This window comes from Halovibrio sp. HP20-59 (genome assembly GCF_033052795.2).
Taxonomy (GTDB): domain Bacteria; phylum Pseudomonadota; class Gammaproteobacteria; order Pseudomonadales; family Halomonadaceae; genus Vreelandella.
The window spans coordinates 116,214-134,311 of sequence record NZ_JAWJUW020000008.1 but is presented as its reverse complement, the minus strand read 5'-3'; the positions used below and the strand labels follow the sequence as shown (position 1 = coordinate 134,311).

Genomic DNA, 18,098 nt, shown 5'->3' with positions numbered 1-18,098 from the left:
TCTTCATGTACCGCGTTACAAATGATGTTACTAGGCAAGTTTGTCTACTCAGTTGCTATCAAGCTCGGCTAGGCCGCTCGTGCTGGCCTCAGCACAACTCTCGCGTAGAGCGGCACCCAGCTCAGCGACAGAGGGATGATCGAATACCACGCCGGGAGCTATCTCGATTCCAAACTGCTTACGAATGCGGGCCACCAGTTTGATCACCAGCAAGGAGTGCCCACCCAGCTCGAAGAAGTCGTCATCAATGCCGATCTCATCACGACCAAGCAGCTCAGCCATGGCCTGACACAGGTTGGCTTCCACGGCATCCCGGGGCTTCACCAAGGTTTTGCTTTCCGCTGTTTTTTGGGCCAAGGCTTCCAGCGCGGGGGTGTCTACTTTGCCGTTACCTAGGCGAGGGAAATGCTCAACAGGGATAAAACGAGAAGGACGCATGGGCTCAGGCAATAGCACAGCCAGCTGCTCGCGAAGCTGGGCTTGGCCCTCAATGGACGTTACCTCGGAGTCAGCGATCAGGAACGCTACGAGTTCCTGGGTATCACCGCCCCGCCCTATTAGACGAACCAGACTCTGCTTAACCCCTGGCTGTGCTTGCAACATAATTTCGATTTCCGCCGGTTCGATCCGAAAACCACGCAGCTTGATCTGATCGTCGGCTCGCCCAATAAGGCGTACGCCACCCTCAGGCAGCACGCACGCCAGATCGCCGGTGCGATAGAGACGCTCACCGGCAATAAAGGGATCTTCGACAAACGCGGAAGCATCGCTATTGAGATAGCCGCGCGCCAGTTGGGCGCCGCCCAGATACAGCTCACCCACGGCACCGGTGGGGGTCGCGTGCAAGTTATCGTCAAGCACGCGATAGCGGCAGTTCGGCAGCAGCTGGGTTAGCGGAAGCGGGCCTGTAATATCTTGCGCCAGCGATGCCGGGTGCACCATAACGCCCACCGTGGCCTCTGTAGGGCCATAGTGGTTGAATAGCTGGCAATCGGGCGAGATCCGCGCAATGCTCGAAAGTAAGGCAGGTGAAGTTACCTCACCGCCTAAAATCAGCGTTTGCGGTAACCGGGGAGCTTCGCACTCCAGCAGGGCCTCCAAGTGAGACGGCACTATCTTGAGCGCATCGATATCGGCCGCCGACATAAAGCGCGCGAAGTGGTCACCATCCTGCATATCGTCAGGTGCGGCGATCACCAGGCGGGCTCCATTGAACAAGGCGCCGAACAGCGCCGTATTACCCAAATCAGTAGCCAGCGACCCGGTCAATGCCCAGCGCTGGCATGCCGATAGCCCCATGGCCTTTGTGGCACCGGCGACGTAATTGAGCAGTTGGCTATGCTCAATTACCACGCCTTTTGGCGTGCCCGTGGAACCAGAGGTATAAAGAAGGTAAGCCACCTCGCCGAGGACAGGCTCTGGAAACGACAATTCACTACCCGCTTCATCCACTTCTTGTGGCAGCCCTACACTGTGGATACCCGGAAGGGCCAGTGCTGCGAGTTCCGCCACGCTTTCAGCGCTCACCACTAGCGCAGGCTGGGCATCCTCAAGCACCCGCCGTTTACGGTCTACGGGCCACTCTGGATCAAGCGGCAGGTAGGAGGCACCTACACGCCATACTGCCAGTAGCAGCACGACCAAATCAGTGGAACGGGGCAAATTGAGCGCTACATAATCTCCATGTTTGACGCCCTGATTATCCAACCACCGCGCGATACCATTGATGCGGGCTTCTAATTGGGCGTAGCTCAGCGTGCGGCCCTGCTCTTCAATGGCAATGGCATCCGGCGTCGAAGCCGCCCAGGCAGCGATATGGGCCGCTACGCTACGTTCCCCAACATCAACTTCTTCATCATCGGCCAACAACAATGCCCGCTGCTGTTCAGGGGAAACAAGCGGCACCAAAAGTAGCTTTTGCGCGGGGTCGGCTAGGCCCGCCTGTAGCAGCGTCTGGTACTGACCCAGCAAACACTCGGCCGCCGCTCGGCTATAGCATGATGGGTCGGTATAGAGCGTCGCCACCACGCCGCTCTCACTGCGGTCAATGTGCAAGGCAAGTTCAAATTCTGCTGATGGCCCTGGCAATTCTCGCAAGCGCCACTGCAAACCCGCCGACTTTAACTCACTCACACCCTCTGAAAATGCGAACCCCGCTGCGAGGTGGCGCTTATCGGGCAGCGCATCAATCGACCAATACTCTTGAGCCTGGGTATGCGCCTCTAGCTGCTCTGCTAAACGGGTAATCCAGCTAGAGAAGTCACTATCAGCGACACCTTCAACCAGCACCGGCAGCACCTTGTCGAAGAGCCCGATTGCCCCTTGCATCACCTCGTAATCCTGGCGGCAGTCGTGTTGCCAGCCGCCCAGCACAAACTCGTTGCTGCTAATCCTAGCGAGTAGCGCCCACCAGGCCGCCTGCAATACTGCCTCTGCGGATACTTGAAGCTCATCTGCCAGGCTATCGATACGCGCTACTAGGTCTGGTCCGAGCGGACAGGCCACATATTCATGTTCTACCCGCACGTCATGGCGGTTAACTTGCCTGGCGGGTAAACGACATGCTCCTGCCTGCTCGGCATGCTGCTGGCGGTTTTGCCAATACTCTCGGCCCTCTTCGGCGTCATCGTCGTTTTCGAGGGAAGCGCGCCACTCGATGAATTGGGAATACTGCAGCGCAGCCTCATCGTCGGTTCCGCCACGCTGCTCGTAAGCATCCACCAACGCCGAGAACAGCGACTCCAGGCTGCCGCGATCCGCCACCAACGCCGAAACAGCCAGCACTAATACCCAGTTTTTTTCACCAGTACGCAGCAGCGCTGGACGTAGCAGCTCGCCACTCTCGACGGCCATGGGCCGAAGCTTGAGCGCCTCACTATAGTTTTTGAGAGCGTCGTTGAGATCGCCGTCGAGCAGTGGTTCCTGGTCATCGCTGCCGCGTAAGTCCTCATACCACCACTCAATAGCAGGTAGTTCTTCAAGCGCCTGGTGACGAAGCCCGCGATACCCCGCCACGCTCTTCAAAGCCGTTGATAGGACTTCATGCTGCTGCCTAAGGTCGCTCAGTGCGCGCTTCAGCCGTGATTTAACGACCGTCCCCTGAATATCTACCACCATGACGTTGACCTGCGTCGACGCTGACTGCTGGGTGTCACCTTCATTAGCTTCCGCCACCGTCAGCACCGCGCGCTGCTCAGGGCTAAGCGGCCAATGGGCAAGGTTCTGCTGTTCCGTTATCGCATTCATTTATCGACTCCCCATACCCGTGACTTTATTGATCGACCAACTCGGCATCGGCGCTTGCCCCTTGGGCCTCTTCCAGCGCCGAACGCTCATAGATGTCTCCCATCGCCACTACAATCTTGCGTGGCCCCTCGTAGGGATCCCGGGCATGGGCCGCTAACATGTTATCGACCATCACCACATCGCCCCGGCGCCAGTCGAAGCGCACGGCACAGGCTTCGTAGGCCTCGCCGACAACCTTCATCATCTCGTCGCTAATCACGGAGCCGTCGCCGAAATAAACATTGCGCGGCAGGCGCTCCTGGCCAACCATGCCAAGCAGGTCTTCTTTCACATCTTGCTCAAGGCAGCTGACGTGGTGGAGCTGCACCTGATTGAAGAACACCCGGTCGCCAGTCACGGGATGCGTCACCACTGCAGGGCAGCGCGTTCGTGTCTGCAGCTCATCATCACCCAACCACTGCCACTCGATGCCCGCTTCTTTGAGCCGCGCTTCCACCTCCTCCTTGCTGTCGGTTTTGAAAAAGTCTCGCCAGCTCACGTCCAGGTTGCGGGTGAAGGTACGTACATAAAGCAGCCCTTTGCGCTCGAACTCCTCCACCACGTCGGCGGGCAGTTGTCGCAACATCTCCCGGCAGTCCACGATCGGTGTGGCACCTCCTACGGGAGAGGGGAATTCGCAAAAGAACAGTTGCTTGCGCGGCCAACGCTCCAAATGCGAACTCTCATTGTGATAAAGAATCATCTGGCGCTCGGGATAGGGGGTTGAACGGTAGGTATTGCGCCCCCCTTCTTTCTTGGGCAGGTCACCATAATTGCCGTACAGGCCCGGCTGGATAGCCTCGGCAAAGGCTTCAAACTCTTGCAGTGTGGTCAGACCAAAATTACGGAACAGGATGCCTGCGTGCGTGCGTAAGTGTTGCTCGATAAAGTCACGCTGGGACGTTGCCCACGCCACCGCATCAAGGTCAGGGTCCGTCGCTTCGATCATGAGAGGAAAGACCCTTTTTTCATCGAGCAATGCCGTTCGTACCGGTGAGTCACTATTGGTCGAGGGGCGTGCACCTGGCTGGGATTTCAAGCTGCCAAGCTTGTTGAGTTTGGAACCTTTTGAAAGCTTGTTTTGCATAGCGTGTTTCTCCATTAGGGGTAAGCGAAACTCCTCAACGGGCGTGCTGGGAGCTTCCACGATCTGCGCTAGTAGCGACTGCCAGGCACCGGTCAAGTGCTCAATGGTTTCGCGTCGGTACAAAGCAGTGGCGTAAACCCACTCGACTGATAGTCCGGTATCGCTCTCATCAACGAATACCGCCATATCGAACTTCGACTCCTGCCGGGGCTGAGGCATTACCTCCACCTCAAGACCCGGAAGTGAGAACCGCTCGGTTGGCATGTTTTGTAGTACGAAGAGGGTTTGTATTAGCGGGGTACGATCCCGCTCACGACCAATCCCCGAAAGCTCGACAATTCTGTCGAAAGGAACATTTTGATGATCGAAGGCATCCAGCACGCTGGTCTGTACGTGCTCAAGCCAGTGGCCGAAATCAATCTGGCCATCAGACAAACGAGACCGCAGCGGGATTACATTGACAAAAAAGCCAATCAACGGCTCAACATCGGGATGGCTACGGCCAGCGACATCGGTTCCCACAATCAGGTCGTGTTGACGGGTCTGGCGATGCATCAACAGCTGGAAACTCGCCAATAGAAGCGTAAATAGCGTGGTGCCATGCTGTGCAGCAAGCTTGTTCAACGCTTGTGATAGGTCTGAACTCAGTGTCATGCTCAGGGCACGACCGGCATGCGATACTTGGCTAGGCCTAGCGAAATCCCCCGGTAGTGTTGAGAGCGGAGGAGCATCACTTAGATAGCGGCGCCAGAAGGTTGCGCTTTGCTCGAAGGCCTCTCCCGACAGTGCTTTCTCATGCCAAGCGGCATAGTCCACGTACTGAATACCAAGCTTGGGTAACCCAGATTCCTTCCCTTCCAGCAACTCCCCATACAGAGAGGCAAATTCCCGGATGAATACGCTCGTGGACCAGCCGTCGAAGACGATGTGGTGAATCACCAGAACCAGGGCATGCTCTTGTGCGCCAAAACGCAGTAAGCCCGCCTTGATTAAAGGGCCCGTGACAAGATCAAACGGTGTGTTCGCATACTCGGTGAAGGTATCTTGCAGATATCGCTGTTGCTCCCGTTCAGAAAGATCACTGCAATCCAAAACAGGAAGTTCGATGTTTCGCTGATCCTCGATAACCGCGATGGGTTCACCACTCTCGCTTTCGGGGTAGTGGGTACGCAATGCTTCATGCCGCGCAACGATGGCATTAACGGTTCTTTCTAGAACCTCTATATTCAACTCCCCTTTCAGGGAAAACAGCGCTGGAAGGTTATAGGCGGCACGCTCACGGTCGCCCGCCTGACTTGCCAAGCGATCAACTAACCAGAGCCGGCGCTGGACAGGTGCCAAAGGTAGTTCCGCAAGGCGGGGAATCGGCATCAGTGGATTCTGGAAACCTCCCTGATGGGAGGCCAAAGGATTCGCCAACCGGCGCTCTACTTCATCAACCACATCACTAAAGCGCGGCTTTTCCATGACCGATCTGGTCGGGAAATCAATCGCCCAATGATCGCTAATGCGCGAAGCCAACTGCACCGCCGCCAGAGAATTACCCCCGCTGGCGAAGAAGTGGGCATTGCTTCCCAGAGGCGTTTCCTTGTTGTTTCCCAGCACTTGGCGCCAGAGCGTCGCTAACGTCTGCTCTGTTTCGCTCCCAGCTTCCGCAGTAGATTGTGATGACTCTCCACTACTAGCGTCCTCATCGTCGCCGCCGCTGACAAAACGCCCAAAGGCGTAAATGGCGTAGGCATCCAGGCTGCCCGCTTCCCAGCCTTGGCGGCAGGCACTGCGCTGCAGTTTGCCGCTGGAGGTTTTGGGAAGGCCACCTGGGTTGAGCAGTAGCACTACCGAAAGCGGCTCATGGCAAGTGCTCCCCACTGTCTCGCTTAGCGCTTCGACCAACTTCTCGGCGGGCACTAGTTTCTGCATACCGCGGGAGACTTCTGCCGCCACGCCGATACCCTCGGCGCCTCCCGGCGTGGTCACGGCAAAGGTTGCAATCCGCCCCTTACGCACCGCTTCCACCTCGGCTTCGATAGCGCTCTCGATATCCTGGGGGTAGACGTTATGGCCGCGCAGAATGATGAGATCCTTGATGCGCCCGGCGATATACAGCTGCCCTTCGTGCAGAAAGCCCAGGTCGCCGGTGCGCAGCCAGCGATCATCGCGGGCGTCATGGTTCTGTGCATCATTATCATCGGTGCGCTGCCAACTGACCCCATCACGGGTGACAAAAGTGTTGGCCGTTGCCTCGGGATTCCGCCAATACCCGTGCGCCACGCTGGGCCCATTGACCCAGATCTCGCCGACGTCACCTTCGGGCAGCGAGTGAAGCCCCTCAGGATCGACAATATCGGTAGCATGACCGGGTTCCGGTGTACCGCAGCCCACCAGGGTGTTGCCTTCAACCGCTGAAACAGCCTTTCCCTCGGCCAACGACTGTTGAGAAAAAACAGTGCCCACCACGCCCGTACCGCGAGGATTACAGCTAACCAGTAGCGTGGCTTCAGCCAAGCCATAGCAGGGTGCTGCGGTGTCAGCGGCGAAGCCCGCTGGGCGGAAGCGTTCAATAAAGCCAGTGAGGGTATCGTGGCGTACCGGCTCAGCGCCTGAGAACGCTACTCGCCAGCTAGATAAGTCGAGTGCCTCAATCTGTTCGTCGCGGATACGCTCAAGACACAGCCGATAGGCGAAATCGGGGCCACCGCTAACAGTTCCGCGGTGGCGGGAGATCGCTTCCAGCCAGCGTACCGGCCGCTGTAAAAAGAAGGTGGGGCTCATCAATACCGCAGGGATACCGCGATAGATGGGCTGCAGCAGGCCACCGATCAGCCCCATGTCGTGGTAAAGCGGCAGCCAACTGACGAAAACATCGTCGGCACCAATCGAGAAGCCTGTCTCGATAGCACGCTCGTTAGCCATCAGGTTCCCATGGCTAACCATAACGCCTTTGGGCGTGGCCGTGGAGCCTGAGGTGTACTGTAAAAAGGCGATATCACCACGCTTTGGGTGATGCTCGACCCAGTGTTCAGCGTGGCTCTCATCTACGCTATCCACAGGGATCAGTTCGGTGCTGCCGAAGCCTTCGCTTGCCGATGCGACCACATCGATAATCGTTGTAGAGGTGAGCACACAGGCGGCCTGGGAGTCGGCGGCAATAGCGAGCAGGCGCGCCAGGTGCTGCTGCTTGGCCGACTCCGGTGGAAAGACCGGCACGGCAACCACCCCGGCGTACAGGCAGGCGAAGAACGCCACCACATAGTGCTCATCGTTATCCAGCAGAATCAAGGCACGCTCACCAGCCGGGAACCGCTGCTGGAGCTCGCTGGCCAGGGCACGGGAACGCCGCTCCAGGGTGGCGTAGTCAAGGGTGGTCTCACCTTGCGCGTTCACTACAATCAGCGCCCTGTCGCTGGGCCTTTCCTGGGCCAGGCGACTTAAATGCTCGACATAGCTTCTAAAAACATAGTCTTTAGAAACATCGTTGTGGGACTGGCTACTGCGAGTTGTCTGGGCGTGCCTTGTATCCATATGCGTACCTACTAAAAGTTCGAATCCTGGAGATAGTGAGTCAGTAAATGACGTTGGTAATTTGGCAGTGCCGCGGGGTACTCACGCTTTATAGTCCCAACCCCGCAGGCAACATGCGCCATATCGACATAACCCAGGGCAGCGGCATAGCCGCTCGGCGCTGGCAGCGGCCATGCTTGCAAAGGTGATGAAATGGGAAGCGAGTGCTCAAGGTGATAGGCGCCTGGCGGCCCTAAAGAGGAAGTGATCGAGAGCGACCGCAAATGATCAGCAATGCCCAGGCCCAGGGCTTTGAGCACCGCCTCTTTAACCACCCAGCGCTCCATAAAGGGCAGTGCGTGGTCGAGTTGCTCACTCGGCGATAGCACCAGCCCTTGCAGCGGCGCCAGTTCGGCCTCGGGTCGGCAGCGCTCAATATCGACCCCCACCGCGCCGCCGGGAGCAAGTGCGATCAGGGCGACATGGCCAGAGTGGGAGACATTGAAAGCAGGTCCATCAGCGTTTTCCAACGCCGGTTTGCCGTAAGCGTTCTGAGTGAACTCCAACTTTTCTGGCGCTATACCGGTGTGCGCTGATAGCAGTCGCCGCAGGGCCGCGCGAGTCGCCACGGCGCGTACGACATCAGCGTGATGACGAAGCCGCTGGGCACGCTGCCACTCGGCTCGGCTCAGCAACCGATCATCTTCGTCAGCCACTGGGGCGTTCAAATCGAGCGATAAGCGCCATACCTCAAGCCCCTCAGGAGCCCCTTCAGCTAACTGCAGGCGCTGCATGGGGCACCTCCTCAAGCCGTCGGATCAGTGCCCGTTCGATAGTCTCCAGCACTTGTGCTTGCTGCTGGCGAATAAAGAAGTGCCCTCCTTCGAACCAGTCCAACGAGAACGCCCCGCCTGCTTCCCGCTGCCACGCTTCTAAACGCTCTCTTTCGATATCGTCATCGCGCCCAGCGAACACCTGTAAGGGGTAAGCAAGCGTCGACCCGCCGCGATAGCGGAAACTGCGGCAGAGGCGATAGTCCGCCGCCAAGACATCGAGAGTGAGGCGCAGCAGTTCCGGGCTTTCGAACACCTCCTCTGGGGTGCCGCCCTGTTGGCGAAGATCCGCAATCAGGGCTTTGTCGTTATCAAGGCCCGCCAAGCGGTCTGAGTCGCGCATTGAGGGCGCCGCGCTGCCTGAGGCGAACAGCATCCGCGGCTGAGGCCGCCCTACATCGCGCAAGCGAGCTGCCATGCCGTAGGCCAACAGCGCCCCCATGCTGTGACCGAACAGGGCAAAGTCGCCACGCATCCGCGTTGCCTGCTCTTCGCACAGCCGCACGACCTGGGTCTCAAAGTCATCGATGAGCGACTCACCCAGGCGCTCACCACGCCCAGGCAGCTCGACGGGATATACCTCGATCCAGGCGGGCAACTGACGCTTCCAGCGCAGATACATAGTGGCGCTAGCCCCGGCACAGGGCAGGCAGAGCAACCTTAAACGCTTAACCTGCATCCACCTGCTCCGCCTCACTTTTGGCCTGCGCATCCATCCACTGGCGCAGCGACAATGGCCGCATATCAGTCCAGGTCTTTTCGACGTAGTCGAGGCAGGTTGGCTTATCGCCGAGCACACCGGTATCGGTCCAGCCAGCGGGAATCGCTTTCCATTCTGGCCAGAGGGAGTACTGCTCTTCGTGGTTAACTAATACGCGGAAGACACCATCTTCACGATCAAAACAGCTTGTCATGGGACTAACCTCACCGTTGTCTAAGAAATGAGAAATAAAACGCAATTGCTTCTCATTACTTAATGACGAGTGAGGCGTCAGAAAATTTAATGCTGGGGGGAAGAAAATAGAAAAAATAAGGAGAGGGGCCGCTAAGGCGTCGGCATAGAATTACCCTTGCCAGGCTAAAAACTGCACCAGTGGCAAGCAGCTTTAGCTCGCGACCATTGAGTTAGCCTGACAACCGAAGGAGGAAGAGCAAAAAACAGTGACTTGATCAGCTGCGCTCATCACCACTTGGGATCATCCCCGTTAGCAGCCATAGCTGTTCGGCTTCACGAAATACCCGGCGGTGCTGAGAAGAAGCCGCTAACCATGCATGAAGCGCCTCGCGATCAGCGGCGCTCAACGTCTCCTCATGCTCGCGCATCAGCCAGTCTAGCGCCGTTTGCCAAACGGCATCATCGCCGCTGTCGTTATCCATCGTTACTGTCAAACCTCGCTACTGCTGCCTGCTGAATACCTGCCTCGGGGAGCGTGTATATTATCAACGCTATTTGCTGACAGTGTAACAAAGCGACAACAAAGAAGGGACGGAACGTGGGCTTACCGATCTGGCAACGTCTGACCTAGGGTGCCTCTGATTAACGTAATGAGCGAAGGCTAGACAAGGCAAAAATCAACGAAAAAGCGGAGTTTACGAGTCGTAAATGAGCATTTTGAGGCGATTTTTAACGCCGTATAGGCAAGCGCAATAGTTAATCAGAGGTTCCCCTGTAGCGACTGGCGGCAATGAGTCAGTGCATCGCGAATCATAAAATTAACTAACGTGGTGGAAATACCTAGCAAGTGGGCCACTTCCCGCTGCGTATGACTTCCCGAACGATAGAGCTCAAAAGCGCGCCGCGTACGCTCGGGCAGCTCGTCCAACGCGTTAACCACCTGGGCCAAGGCCTGGCGATCAATCGCGATCACCTCTGGAGAGTGTGACGCGTAAGAGGTGGTATCCCCCTCCTCTTCTTTTGCAAACAGCGTTGACTCAAACGCCGAACGGCGGCAGCGGTCAATGGCGAGGTTGCGCACCACACGTGACACGTAGGATATGGGCTGCTTCACCTCAAAAAGTGTGGTTGCTTCCGAAATTTTTAGATAAGCATCCTGCACGACATCATCGGCTTGATCAGCATTGCCCAAGACTCTTGCGGCGACACAGCAGAGCCGGGGCCGCTGATTAACGAAGATATCTTCTAACTCAGCGCTCCAGGTCTGGGTATCCACAGCTCGGCCTCCTGCCTTGATTAACACCACGGAATAAATGGAAATAATTATTATTTGCGTTAGAGCCTGACAAGTCAACTGGTGAGAGCTAACTCACTTTTTATAACGATATGCTTGTTGATTTTTTGTTGACTCAGTTAATAGCGACATGTAGCGGGGGCATCTCTCAGACGCCAAATGCATAGATGATCTACCATTAAACCAAATTTACTCCTGTCATCTCCGCGTCATGAATGGCTAGTTACATTGAATGGATACAGTTTTGCGATTCACTAAACACGATGAATGCCCAGGGGAAATACAATGCTCGATAGCAGTAACGACCTACTCGAAACGGTGAAGCAAGCGGCATACGAGGCAGGTGCGCTATTACGCGAGGGATATTCGCTAAAGGGAAGAATTGCCTTTGAGCAAAAAGGGGCATCGGACTTTGTCAGCTACTACGATACGGCCGCTGAGAACATCATTATCGACTGCATCAGCAGCGTTTTTCCCGATATCGCTTTCCTCGGCGAAGAGAGCGGCCTGACGCCCACCGATAGCAACTATACCGTGATCATAGACCCCCTTGATGGCACCAGTAACTTTCTGCATGGGGTGCCTCACTTCTCGGTCTCTATCGCGGTCACCAAGGGCGATGAGTTGATCATCGGTGTTGTTTATCAACCGCTGCTTGATGAAATGCTCTGGGCAAGCCTTGGCACCGGCGTCTTCCTCAACGACACACCGCTCACTACGCCTGAACCGCGCCCACTGAACGAGATGTTAGTAAGCACCTGCCTGCCCTACCACGCTAAAGGCGACTGCACGACGGCCCTAAATCAACTCGCTGCCCTAATGCCCCTGGTGGCCGGTCTCCGCAGCCCAGGCTCAGCGGCGCTGGAACTCGCCTATACCAGCGTGGACCGGTTTGATGCTTTTTGGTCTCAAGGCGCTGCGCTCGACTTTTGGGATATCGCCGCTGGCATTGTGATTGCCAGAGAAGCTGGCTACATCGTCACGGATCTCACTGGCGAGCCGAATCCCGCTCAATGGAATAGCTTACTGGCGGCACACCCCGAAAAACATAGCCAACTGCTAGCGTGTTTAGCGTCCTGCTGATAAACGATCAACGCCCTCTCTAATCGCATCGGTTAGCCAATCAAGCAGAGGCTAACCGCCTGAGACCTACCCCTTGCCAGCTTTCCCCAAGCGGCGTTTGTCATCTGTCACATAAATCTTTTCATTTTTTTGTTAAAAATGAGAACCATTAGCACTAGAATGGAGGCATTATCATCAACCCTATCGCCAGGAGTCATTCATGTTCGAGGTCAAAGGCGCCACCTTTGAAATCAATGGTAAGCAGATTTTAAATCCCATTGACCACAGCTTTCATGAGGGCAAGGTTTACGGTCTGATTGGCCATAACGGCTCGGGCAAGTCGACGCTGATCAAGCTCATGGCTCAGCAGCAGCCGGTAAGTCACGGGGAGATTCACTTTGATCAGCGCCCGCTGAGCGATTGGGGAAATCGTGAGTTCGCCCGCCAGGTGGCTTACCTGCCTCAGCAATTACCCAGTGCAGAGAGCCTTACCGGGCGCGAGTTAGTCGCCTTTGGCCGCTACCCATGGCACGGGCTGTTGGGCCGCCATACCCAGAAAGATAAAGACGCCATTGATCGCGCCATTGCCCTGACCCACACAGAGGCCTTTGCCGACCGGTTGGTCGACACACTCTCTGGGGGTGAACGTCAGCGGGTGTGGCTGGCGATGCTACTCGCACAGGGCAGTCGATTCCTGCTGTTGGATGAACCGCTAGCGGCGCTGGATATCGCCCACCAAATCGAAGTGCTGGCGCTGATCCGTAAGCTGTGTGACGAGCTAAATCTTGGTGTGATTATCGTGTTGCACGATATCAATATGGCTTCGCGCTACTGTGATGAACTGATGGCATTGCACAGCGGCCGTTTATTGGCCTGCGGCTCTCCAAGCGACCTGATGTGCGATAGCACGCTGGAAGCGATTTACGGACTCCCCATGCAGGTCATGAAACACCCTAATGGAGAGCACAATATCGCCGTGGCACAGTAAATTAAAATATTGCCTATCATGATACTAGGCGCTCTTCGGTAAGCAGTCGGCGCTGTTGATAATTGCGATGCTAACAAAGGCTACTCATCGCGCTTTCCTGTCAACTATCCTAACAACAACGATGCCGCTCGCTTGCTACTCATACACGAGAGCACATTGATGACAGCGGCACCCTTAATCAGTACTCACTATGATCAAGGAGGCATCATGCACTACGTGAGCGCCCTGTTTACCCAGCGCCATGCCAGGAAGGTTTCATGACAGCTACTTACCGCAAAGGGCCGATCATTACCTCGCTGCTGGACACCGACTGGTACAAGATCACCATGATGCAGGGGGTACACCACAGATACCCCAACGCCAGTGTGGCCTGGGAGTTTCGTTGCCGTAATTCGGAGGATCTCGCGCCTTACATCAGCGAGATTCGCGAGCAGATCGATCGGCTAGCGACGCTCAAACTCAGTGCGGATGAATCGGCGTATCTCAGTTCGTTTCCCTATCTCACACCCGACTTCATACGTTTTCTGGAGCTGTTTCGCTTCCGCCCCGAGTACGTCGACGTCTTTATGGAGGGGCAAGAGCTATGCATCGTCATCGATGGCCCCTGGACGCACAGTATCTTGTTTGAGATCGTTATTTTGGCGATCATCAGCGAGGTGCGCAATCGAGTTCTATACCCTGAAGTTACCATTGAAGAGGCAGTGAGCCAGCTGCGTCATAAGCTCGCCACCCTGCGTCAGCACTATACTCCCGACCAGTTGGCAGGCTTCAATCTTGCCGACTTTGGCACCCGCCGCCGTCTTTCCCAGCCGGTGCAGGAAGCCATCATCACGATATTAAGCCAGGAGTTTCCTGGTAACTTCGTGGGCACCAGCAATGTGGATATCGCACGGCGTAACGGGCTTGCTCCCATGGGCACCATGGCCCATGAATGGGTCATGGCCCACCAGCAACTTGGCAGCCGCTTAGTGGATAGCCAGCGTGCCGCACTTGAAGCCTGGGTGCAGGAGTATCGCGGACACCTGGGCATTGCACTGACTGACACCATCACCCTCGACGCCTTTCTGCATGATTTTGATCTATATTTTGCCAAGCTCTTCGATGGGTTGCGCCACGACAGCGGCGACCCGATGCTCTTCGCCGAAAAATGCATTCGCCATTACGAAGCATTGGGCATCGACCCGCACAGCAAGACCTTGATCTTCAGTGACGCCTTGACCTTCGACAAGGCCATGGAGATCAAAACGGCACTGGAAGGCAGGGTCAAGACCAGTTTCGGGATTGGCACCAGCCTTACCTGCGACGTGCCTGGTCTCAAGCCGATGAACATGGTGATCAAAATGGTGTCCTGCAACGGCCAGCCCGTCGCCAAGATCTCCGATGAACCCGGTAAAACCACCTCAAGAGACCAGAGCTTCGTTAAATACCTAAAGAAGGTATTCCAAGTGGAGCATTGAGGCTACTCGGAAGCGAAAGGGGTTAAGGGGGTATCAACAACCATGCCCCCTTCTATGTTTAATCCTGCGTATTAAGTCAGGTGGTTATCCCAAAGCATCTCTAAACTAGCGATCAGCTCGGGCGTTGCCGAGCCAAGCGTTACCCGGTAGAGCCCACCCTGACCAGAGGAAACCAGAAAGCCGCCGTTGCCGTCGCAGCGGGCGCCAGCGGCGTCGGGTAGCGCTAAGCTGGCAACTAGCTTGCCTTGCGCGGCATCCAGCAGCAGTACCCGGTTGCCACGGGGCGCGGTGACGATAACGGTGGTTGAAACACGGCTAAACGCTACGCTGGCGGTGTAGTGCTTCAGACTGTCAGTAACATCCACGGGTAACGCCAGCTCAGAGAAATGCCCGTCGGCATCCAGTCGGCAGATGAGCGGATGGGCCTCCCACTCAGGGCCTTCAAACTGGTAGCCAGCAATGACTGTGCCGTCCGCCGCCACATCCAAATGACGACAGCTGAGCTGGTGGTGTGAAGGTTCGTGGCGGGCTAGAATTTCGCCGCTGTGGCGATCCATCAGCATCAGCGCCGGTGCCATGGTGTCCAGGTTGAGCTTAACCCGGCCGTAGTCAGGATGCGTCTGAATGCCCCCCAAACCAATCACCAGGGTGTCGCCATCCGGCATTAACCGAAGCTCGTGTGGACCAATACCATTCAGCGGCATATCGCGCAGATGGGCATAGCCATTGGTTGCGTCGTAAACCCGCACCAGCCCAGCGCTGTCCTCCAAACGATTGGCGGTGACATACAAGTAGCGCCCGCTTAGGTCGAACACGCCATGCCCGTAGAAGTGGTAGCCCTTTCCCGCCGCAATGGTGTGGGCGAGTTGGCGGCTGTCACCATCAATCACATGCATGCGCGTACCGGGGCGGCGGGCAAACAGCATCGCTTGGCGGGAGTTCGGCCGCAGACAACCGCCGTGACAACGCTCGGGCACGTCGATCATAAAGCGAGTCTGACCATCCAGCGCCACACCAGCGATAAAATGCCCTCCGCTGGGGTCGTCTACCGCGCTGAACAACCAAGCGGCTTCCTCCCGAGCGGGCAGCGCCCAGCTCAGCGGGGTCAGCGCCATGGCGACGCTTCCCAGCCCTGCTTTAAGTATCTGCCGTCGATGCATGGCTTAATCCCCATCGCTGGAGTTGAAGCCGCGCACCAGCCCCAGTTCACCAGCGATCTCGTTACCCAACAGATGACGTAGCTGGCTGATGTCGAGGTAGAGCGACTGCAGGCCACGAAACGCCTCTTCGTCGTCAAGGGAGGGCACCAAGCCCGGCGGTAGCTCGCTGGCCTGAACGAGTGTCTTATCCAGCTGCTCACGGAAAGCCTCGGCGAGTGGTAGCGCATCAGCCTTGCGCAGCAGCGCGGTAAGGCCCGGCAAGAAGCCGGTACGCAGGCCCTCCAGGCTACTCACGATCAAACGAACCGATTGTCCGCTACGCCACGCTTCCGCCAGATAACTGTTGGGGGGAGCACCTTTGAGGCCCATGGGCTCCCCGAGCCGTTTATCTTCGAGTATTTCGAGGGTCTGGATGGCGCTGGCCAGCGTGGTTTCGGTGTAGTCAGCAGTATCAAGATAGTGCTCACCGAAGGCCTGCCAGTCGCGATGCAGCGCGCTTGTGGTATCTGCGAGATGCGTCGTGATGGCCTGCATCAAGTCGCAGGCGGCAGGATCGCTAAGGGCCGGTTCGTTCATGGCGTCGTCATAAAGTAAGTATTCAAGGGCGGGGAAGCCTTGGATCGCCACGCTGTCACTGGCGATATCTTGGGCATCCGGGGCTTCGGCTGCCTTCAGCCAGCCGCGCACCTTACTGCCCACCAGGTTTTTACGGTCCGGCCAGAACTGTAGCTGCCAGCCTCGGCTATTCTGCTCGATCGGGCCGAACTGGATAAAGCGCACCGCCTGCCAGGCTTGATAGGCGCTCAGCCAGTCATTTTCCAGCCGCTGCTTGAGTGCTTCGTCTGGGCGCTGGCAAAAGCGTGTGGCGCTGGCTTCCAGGCGCTCGGAGGCGGCATTCAGCTCGGCATACTGCATTTCCACTGCACCGTGCCAGATATCACGCGGCGTGGGGGTGTCTGTAGCAAAAGAGAGCGGCGCTGCGAGTAGCGCGCAGGCCAGCAAACTCAGGCGGCGAAGAGATGCGATCACGTTAACTCCTTAACAGCAATAACTTACAGAGATTCAAGGAAACGGATAAGTTCCGCTCGCTGGTCTTCAGGCAGTTCACGGTAGCCTTGGATGGCCTTTTCGGATTCGCCACCGTGCCAGAGAATTGCCTCCTCTAGCGTGCGGGCGCGACCATCGTGGAGAAAGCCCGCGCGCGGGTTAACGGTTTGTGTCAAGCCGATGCCCCACAGCGGCGGAGTCCGCCATTCACGGCCATCGGCTTTGAACTCGCTGCGATGATCAGCCAAGGCGTCGCCCATGTCGTGGAGCAGCAGGTCGCTATAGGGCCATATTATCTGGTTCGCCAGCGCCGGGCGGTCGGCATCCGCAGCGGTGCGATGGCGCGGCGTATGGCAGCTGGCACAGCCCAGCGCGTTAAAATGCTCGGCGCCCTGTTTCACCGCTGGGTCATCCATATTACGGCGCATCGGTACCGCCAAGCTGGAGGCGTAGAAAGTTATAAAGTCGGCCACGTCATCGCTGACTTCGGGCGTTCCACCGTCAGGGAAGTCATCGCAGTTCTGGCTTGCCATACAGTCGGTGTGTGGCACCAGGCTGGAGGTCAGCCCCATGTCGCCGGCGAAGGCGTGCATGCTCTGCTGCTCGATACTGGGCTCGCCGGCTTTCCAGCCGAATCGCCCCATGACGGTGGTACCACTACGCGCGTCCCAAACATGATTGGCGCGCCCGGAGATACCGTCGCCATCGGCGTCGTCTGGGTCTGCCGCGGCGATCAGGTCCGCTTCGGGAATCGCTTCCAGCAATCCCAGACCTATCATGGGTGGCGCCAGACGGGGCGAGGTTTGGAGCTCCTCAGGCAGCTCACCGTAGGCAGGCTCAGCAATCGAGTAAAGTGGTTCCTGCAGAGTAACGCTGGCGCCATCGGCGAAACTAACCTCCCGTGGGCGATACTCGATAACCAGCTTGCCCTCAGGCTCTGCACTGGGAATCGCCGCAGTCTGAAGCTGCAGGCCGTAGTTCGGCACCGGCAGCGCACCGCGCTGTTCCAGCGTTGTGGCATCTGCTTGGCTAGCGGGCAGCGAGAGGCGCAGAAACAGCGCGATGGGGTTTTCGTCGCCGGTGGGCGGGTGTCCGCGCCCGTCTTTGAGATGGCAGCCCTGGCAGCTATTGGTATTGAACAATGGGCCCAGGCCATCTCGGGCCTCGGTGCTAGCGGGCGCCGCCACCCAAGGGTTACGGAAAAAGCTGTTGCCAACGCTGAAATCCAAGCGTTTGGTCATCGACATATTACCCAGTGGCAGCGAATAGGCATTATGGTCGAACTGCTCCACCGACCCATCGCCACCGCTCATGGGCGTACTTTGAATAGGAGTCGCTTGATCGCTGGCGTATAGAGGAGCGGCCAACAGCACTAGGAAAAAGCCGTGTTGGAAACAACGATTGGGATACAAAAAGCGCAGAAAGTGATTCATCGCTCTACCTTATGTGCATACTCGCTTGTCAGGACGACAAAAGCCGCTCGACAGCA

Annotated in this window: 13 protein-coding genes; 3 read left to right on the top strand and 10 right to left on the bottom strand. The window is 57.1% G+C overall.

Annotation, left to right across the window (positions count from 1 at the left end):
• Window positions 1-48 precede the first annotated feature (48 nt).
• The 7 genes from RZA33_RS11360 to RZA33_RS11330 all read right to left on the bottom strand — a co-directional run bounded on the left by RZA33_RS11360 (window position 49) and on the right by RZA33_RS11330 (window position 10,877).
• A complete protein-coding gene (locus RZA33_RS11360) occupies window positions 49-3,246 on the bottom strand; it encodes an amino acid adenylation domain-containing protein (protein ID WP_317507824.1) in 3,198 nt (1,065 codons plus the stop codon).
• 25 nt (window positions 3,247-3,271) lie between these two features.
• The gene (locus RZA33_RS11355; RefSeq protein WP_317507823.1) at window positions 3,272-7,894 is read right to left on the bottom strand and encodes a condensation domain-containing protein; all 4,623 of its coding nucleotides are present in this window, start codon (window positions 7,892-7,894) and stop codon (window positions 3,272-3,274) included.
• Between the two features lie 11 nt (window positions 7,895-7,905).
• Window positions 7,906-8,667: a 4'-phosphopantetheinyl transferase family protein gene (locus RZA33_RS11350; RefSeq protein ID WP_317507822.1), complete on the bottom strand. Its 762-nt coding sequence runs from the start codon at window positions 8,665-8,667 to the stop codon at window positions 7,906-7,908.
• Window positions 8,645-9,385, bottom strand: a complete 741-nt coding sequence (locus RZA33_RS11345) for a thioesterase II family protein (RefSeq protein ID WP_317507821.1) — start codon at window positions 9,383-9,385, stop codon at window positions 8,645-8,647. The genes RZA33_RS11350 and RZA33_RS11345 overlap by 23 nt, the downstream gene beginning before the upstream one ends.
• Complete coding sequence (locus tag RZA33_RS11340) at window positions 9,375-9,620, bottom strand: MbtH family protein (RefSeq protein ID WP_144810397.1); 246 nt, start codon at window positions 9,618-9,620, stop codon at window positions 9,375-9,377. The genes RZA33_RS11345 and RZA33_RS11340 overlap by 11 nt, the downstream gene beginning before the upstream one ends.
• A 256-nt stretch (window positions 9,621-9,876) precedes the next feature.
• Window positions 9,877-10,095, bottom strand: a complete 219-nt coding sequence (locus tag RZA33_RS11335; protein WP_317507820.1) for a FecR/PupR family sigma factor regulator — start codon at window positions 10,093-10,095, stop codon at window positions 9,877-9,879.
• Window positions 10,096-10,361: 266 nt separating this feature from the next.
• Window positions 10,362-10,877 carry an RNA polymerase factor sigma-70 gene (locus tag RZA33_RS11330; protein WP_317507819.1) on the bottom strand — a complete coding sequence of 172 codons (516 nt, stop codon included), beginning with the start codon at window positions 10,875-10,877 and terminating at the stop codon, window positions 10,362-10,364.
• A 303-nt stretch (window positions 10,878-11,180) separates the two neighbouring features.
• Here RZA33_RS11330 and RZA33_RS11325 point away from each other — a divergent pair, with 303 nt between their 5' ends.
• From RZA33_RS11325 to pncB, 3 genes are all read left to right on the top strand, one after another.
• Complete coding sequence (locus RZA33_RS11325; protein ID WP_317507818.1) at window positions 11,181-11,978, top strand: inositol monophosphatase family protein; 798 nt, start codon at window positions 11,181-11,183, stop codon at window positions 11,976-11,978.
• A 199-nt stretch (window positions 11,979-12,177) separates the two neighbouring features.
• Complete coding sequence (locus RZA33_RS11320) at window positions 12,178-12,945, top strand: ABC transporter ATP-binding protein (protein ID WP_317507817.1); 768 nt, start codon at window positions 12,178-12,180, stop codon at window positions 12,943-12,945.
• Window positions 12,946-13,202: 257 nt separating this feature from the next.
• Window positions 13,203-14,402, top strand: a complete 1,200-nt coding sequence (gene pncB / locus RZA33_RS11315; protein WP_317507816.1) for a nicotinate phosphoribosyltransferase — start codon at window positions 13,203-13,205, stop codon at window positions 14,400-14,402.
• Between the two features lie 71 nt (window positions 14,403-14,473).
• Here the strand turns inward: pncB and RZA33_RS11310 are convergent, their stop codons facing one another.
• The 3 genes from RZA33_RS11310 to RZA33_RS11300 are packed head-to-tail and all read right to left on the bottom strand — an operon-like array spanning window position 14,474 to window position 18,042.
• The gene (locus RZA33_RS11310) at window positions 14,474-15,562 is read right to left on the bottom strand and encodes a DUF1513 domain-containing protein (protein WP_317507815.1); all 1,089 of its coding nucleotides are present in this window, start codon (window positions 15,560-15,562) and stop codon (window positions 14,474-14,476) included.
• Window positions 15,563-15,565: 3 nt separating this feature from the next.
• On the bottom strand, window positions 15,566-16,591 hold the full coding sequence (locus RZA33_RS11305; protein WP_317507814.1) for an imelysin family protein: 1,026 nt from the start codon (window positions 16,589-16,591) through the stop codon (window positions 15,566-15,568).
• A 23-nt stretch (window positions 16,592-16,614) separates the two neighbouring features.
• Window positions 16,615-18,042 (bottom strand): di-heme oxidoredictase family protein, encoded by a 1,428-nt coding sequence (locus RZA33_RS11300; protein ID WP_317507813.1) that lies wholly within the window; start codon window positions 18,040-18,042, stop codon window positions 16,615-16,617.
• Between the last annotated feature and the right edge of the window lie 56 nt (window positions 18,043-18,098).

Bases quoted from the DNA above. Each gene is read 5' to 3' on its own strand.
- RZA33_RS11360 (WP_317507824.1), bottom strand. From the start codon at position 3,246: ATGAATGCGATAACGGAACAGCAGAACCTTGCCCATTGGCCGCTTAGC.
- RZA33_RS11355 (WP_317507823.1), bottom strand. From the start codon at position 7,894: ATGGATACAAGGCACGCCCAGACAACTCGCAGTAGCCAGTCCCACAAC.
- RZA33_RS11350 (WP_317507822.1), bottom strand. From the start codon at position 8,667: ATGCAGCGCCTGCAGTTAGCTGAAGGGGCTCCTGAGGGGCTTGAGGTA.
- RZA33_RS11345 (WP_317507821.1), bottom strand. From the start codon at position 9,385: ATGCAGGTTAAGCGTTTAAGGTTGCTCTGCCTGCCCTGTGCCGGGGCT.
- RZA33_RS11340 (WP_144810397.1), bottom strand. From the start codon at position 9,620: ATGACAAGCTGTTTTGATCGTGAAGATGGTGTCTTCCGCGTATTAGTT.
- RZA33_RS11325 (WP_317507818.1), top strand. From the start codon at position 11,181: ATGCTCGATAGCAGTAACGACCTACTCGAAACGGTGAAGCAAGCGGCA.
- RZA33_RS11320 (WP_317507817.1), top strand. From the start codon at position 12,178: ATGTTCGAGGTCAAAGGCGCCACCTTTGAAATCAATGGTAAGCAGATT.
- pncB (WP_317507816.1), top strand. From the start codon at position 13,203: ATGACAGCTACTTACCGCAAAGGGCCGATCATTACCTCGCTGCTGGAC.
- RZA33_RS11310 (WP_317507815.1), bottom strand. From the start codon at position 15,562: ATGCATCGACGGCAGATACTTAAAGCAGGGCTGGGAAGCGTCGCCATG.
- RZA33_RS11300 (WP_317507813.1), bottom strand. From the start codon at position 18,042: ATGAATCACTTTCTGCGCTTTTTGTATCCCAATCGTTGTTTCCAACAC.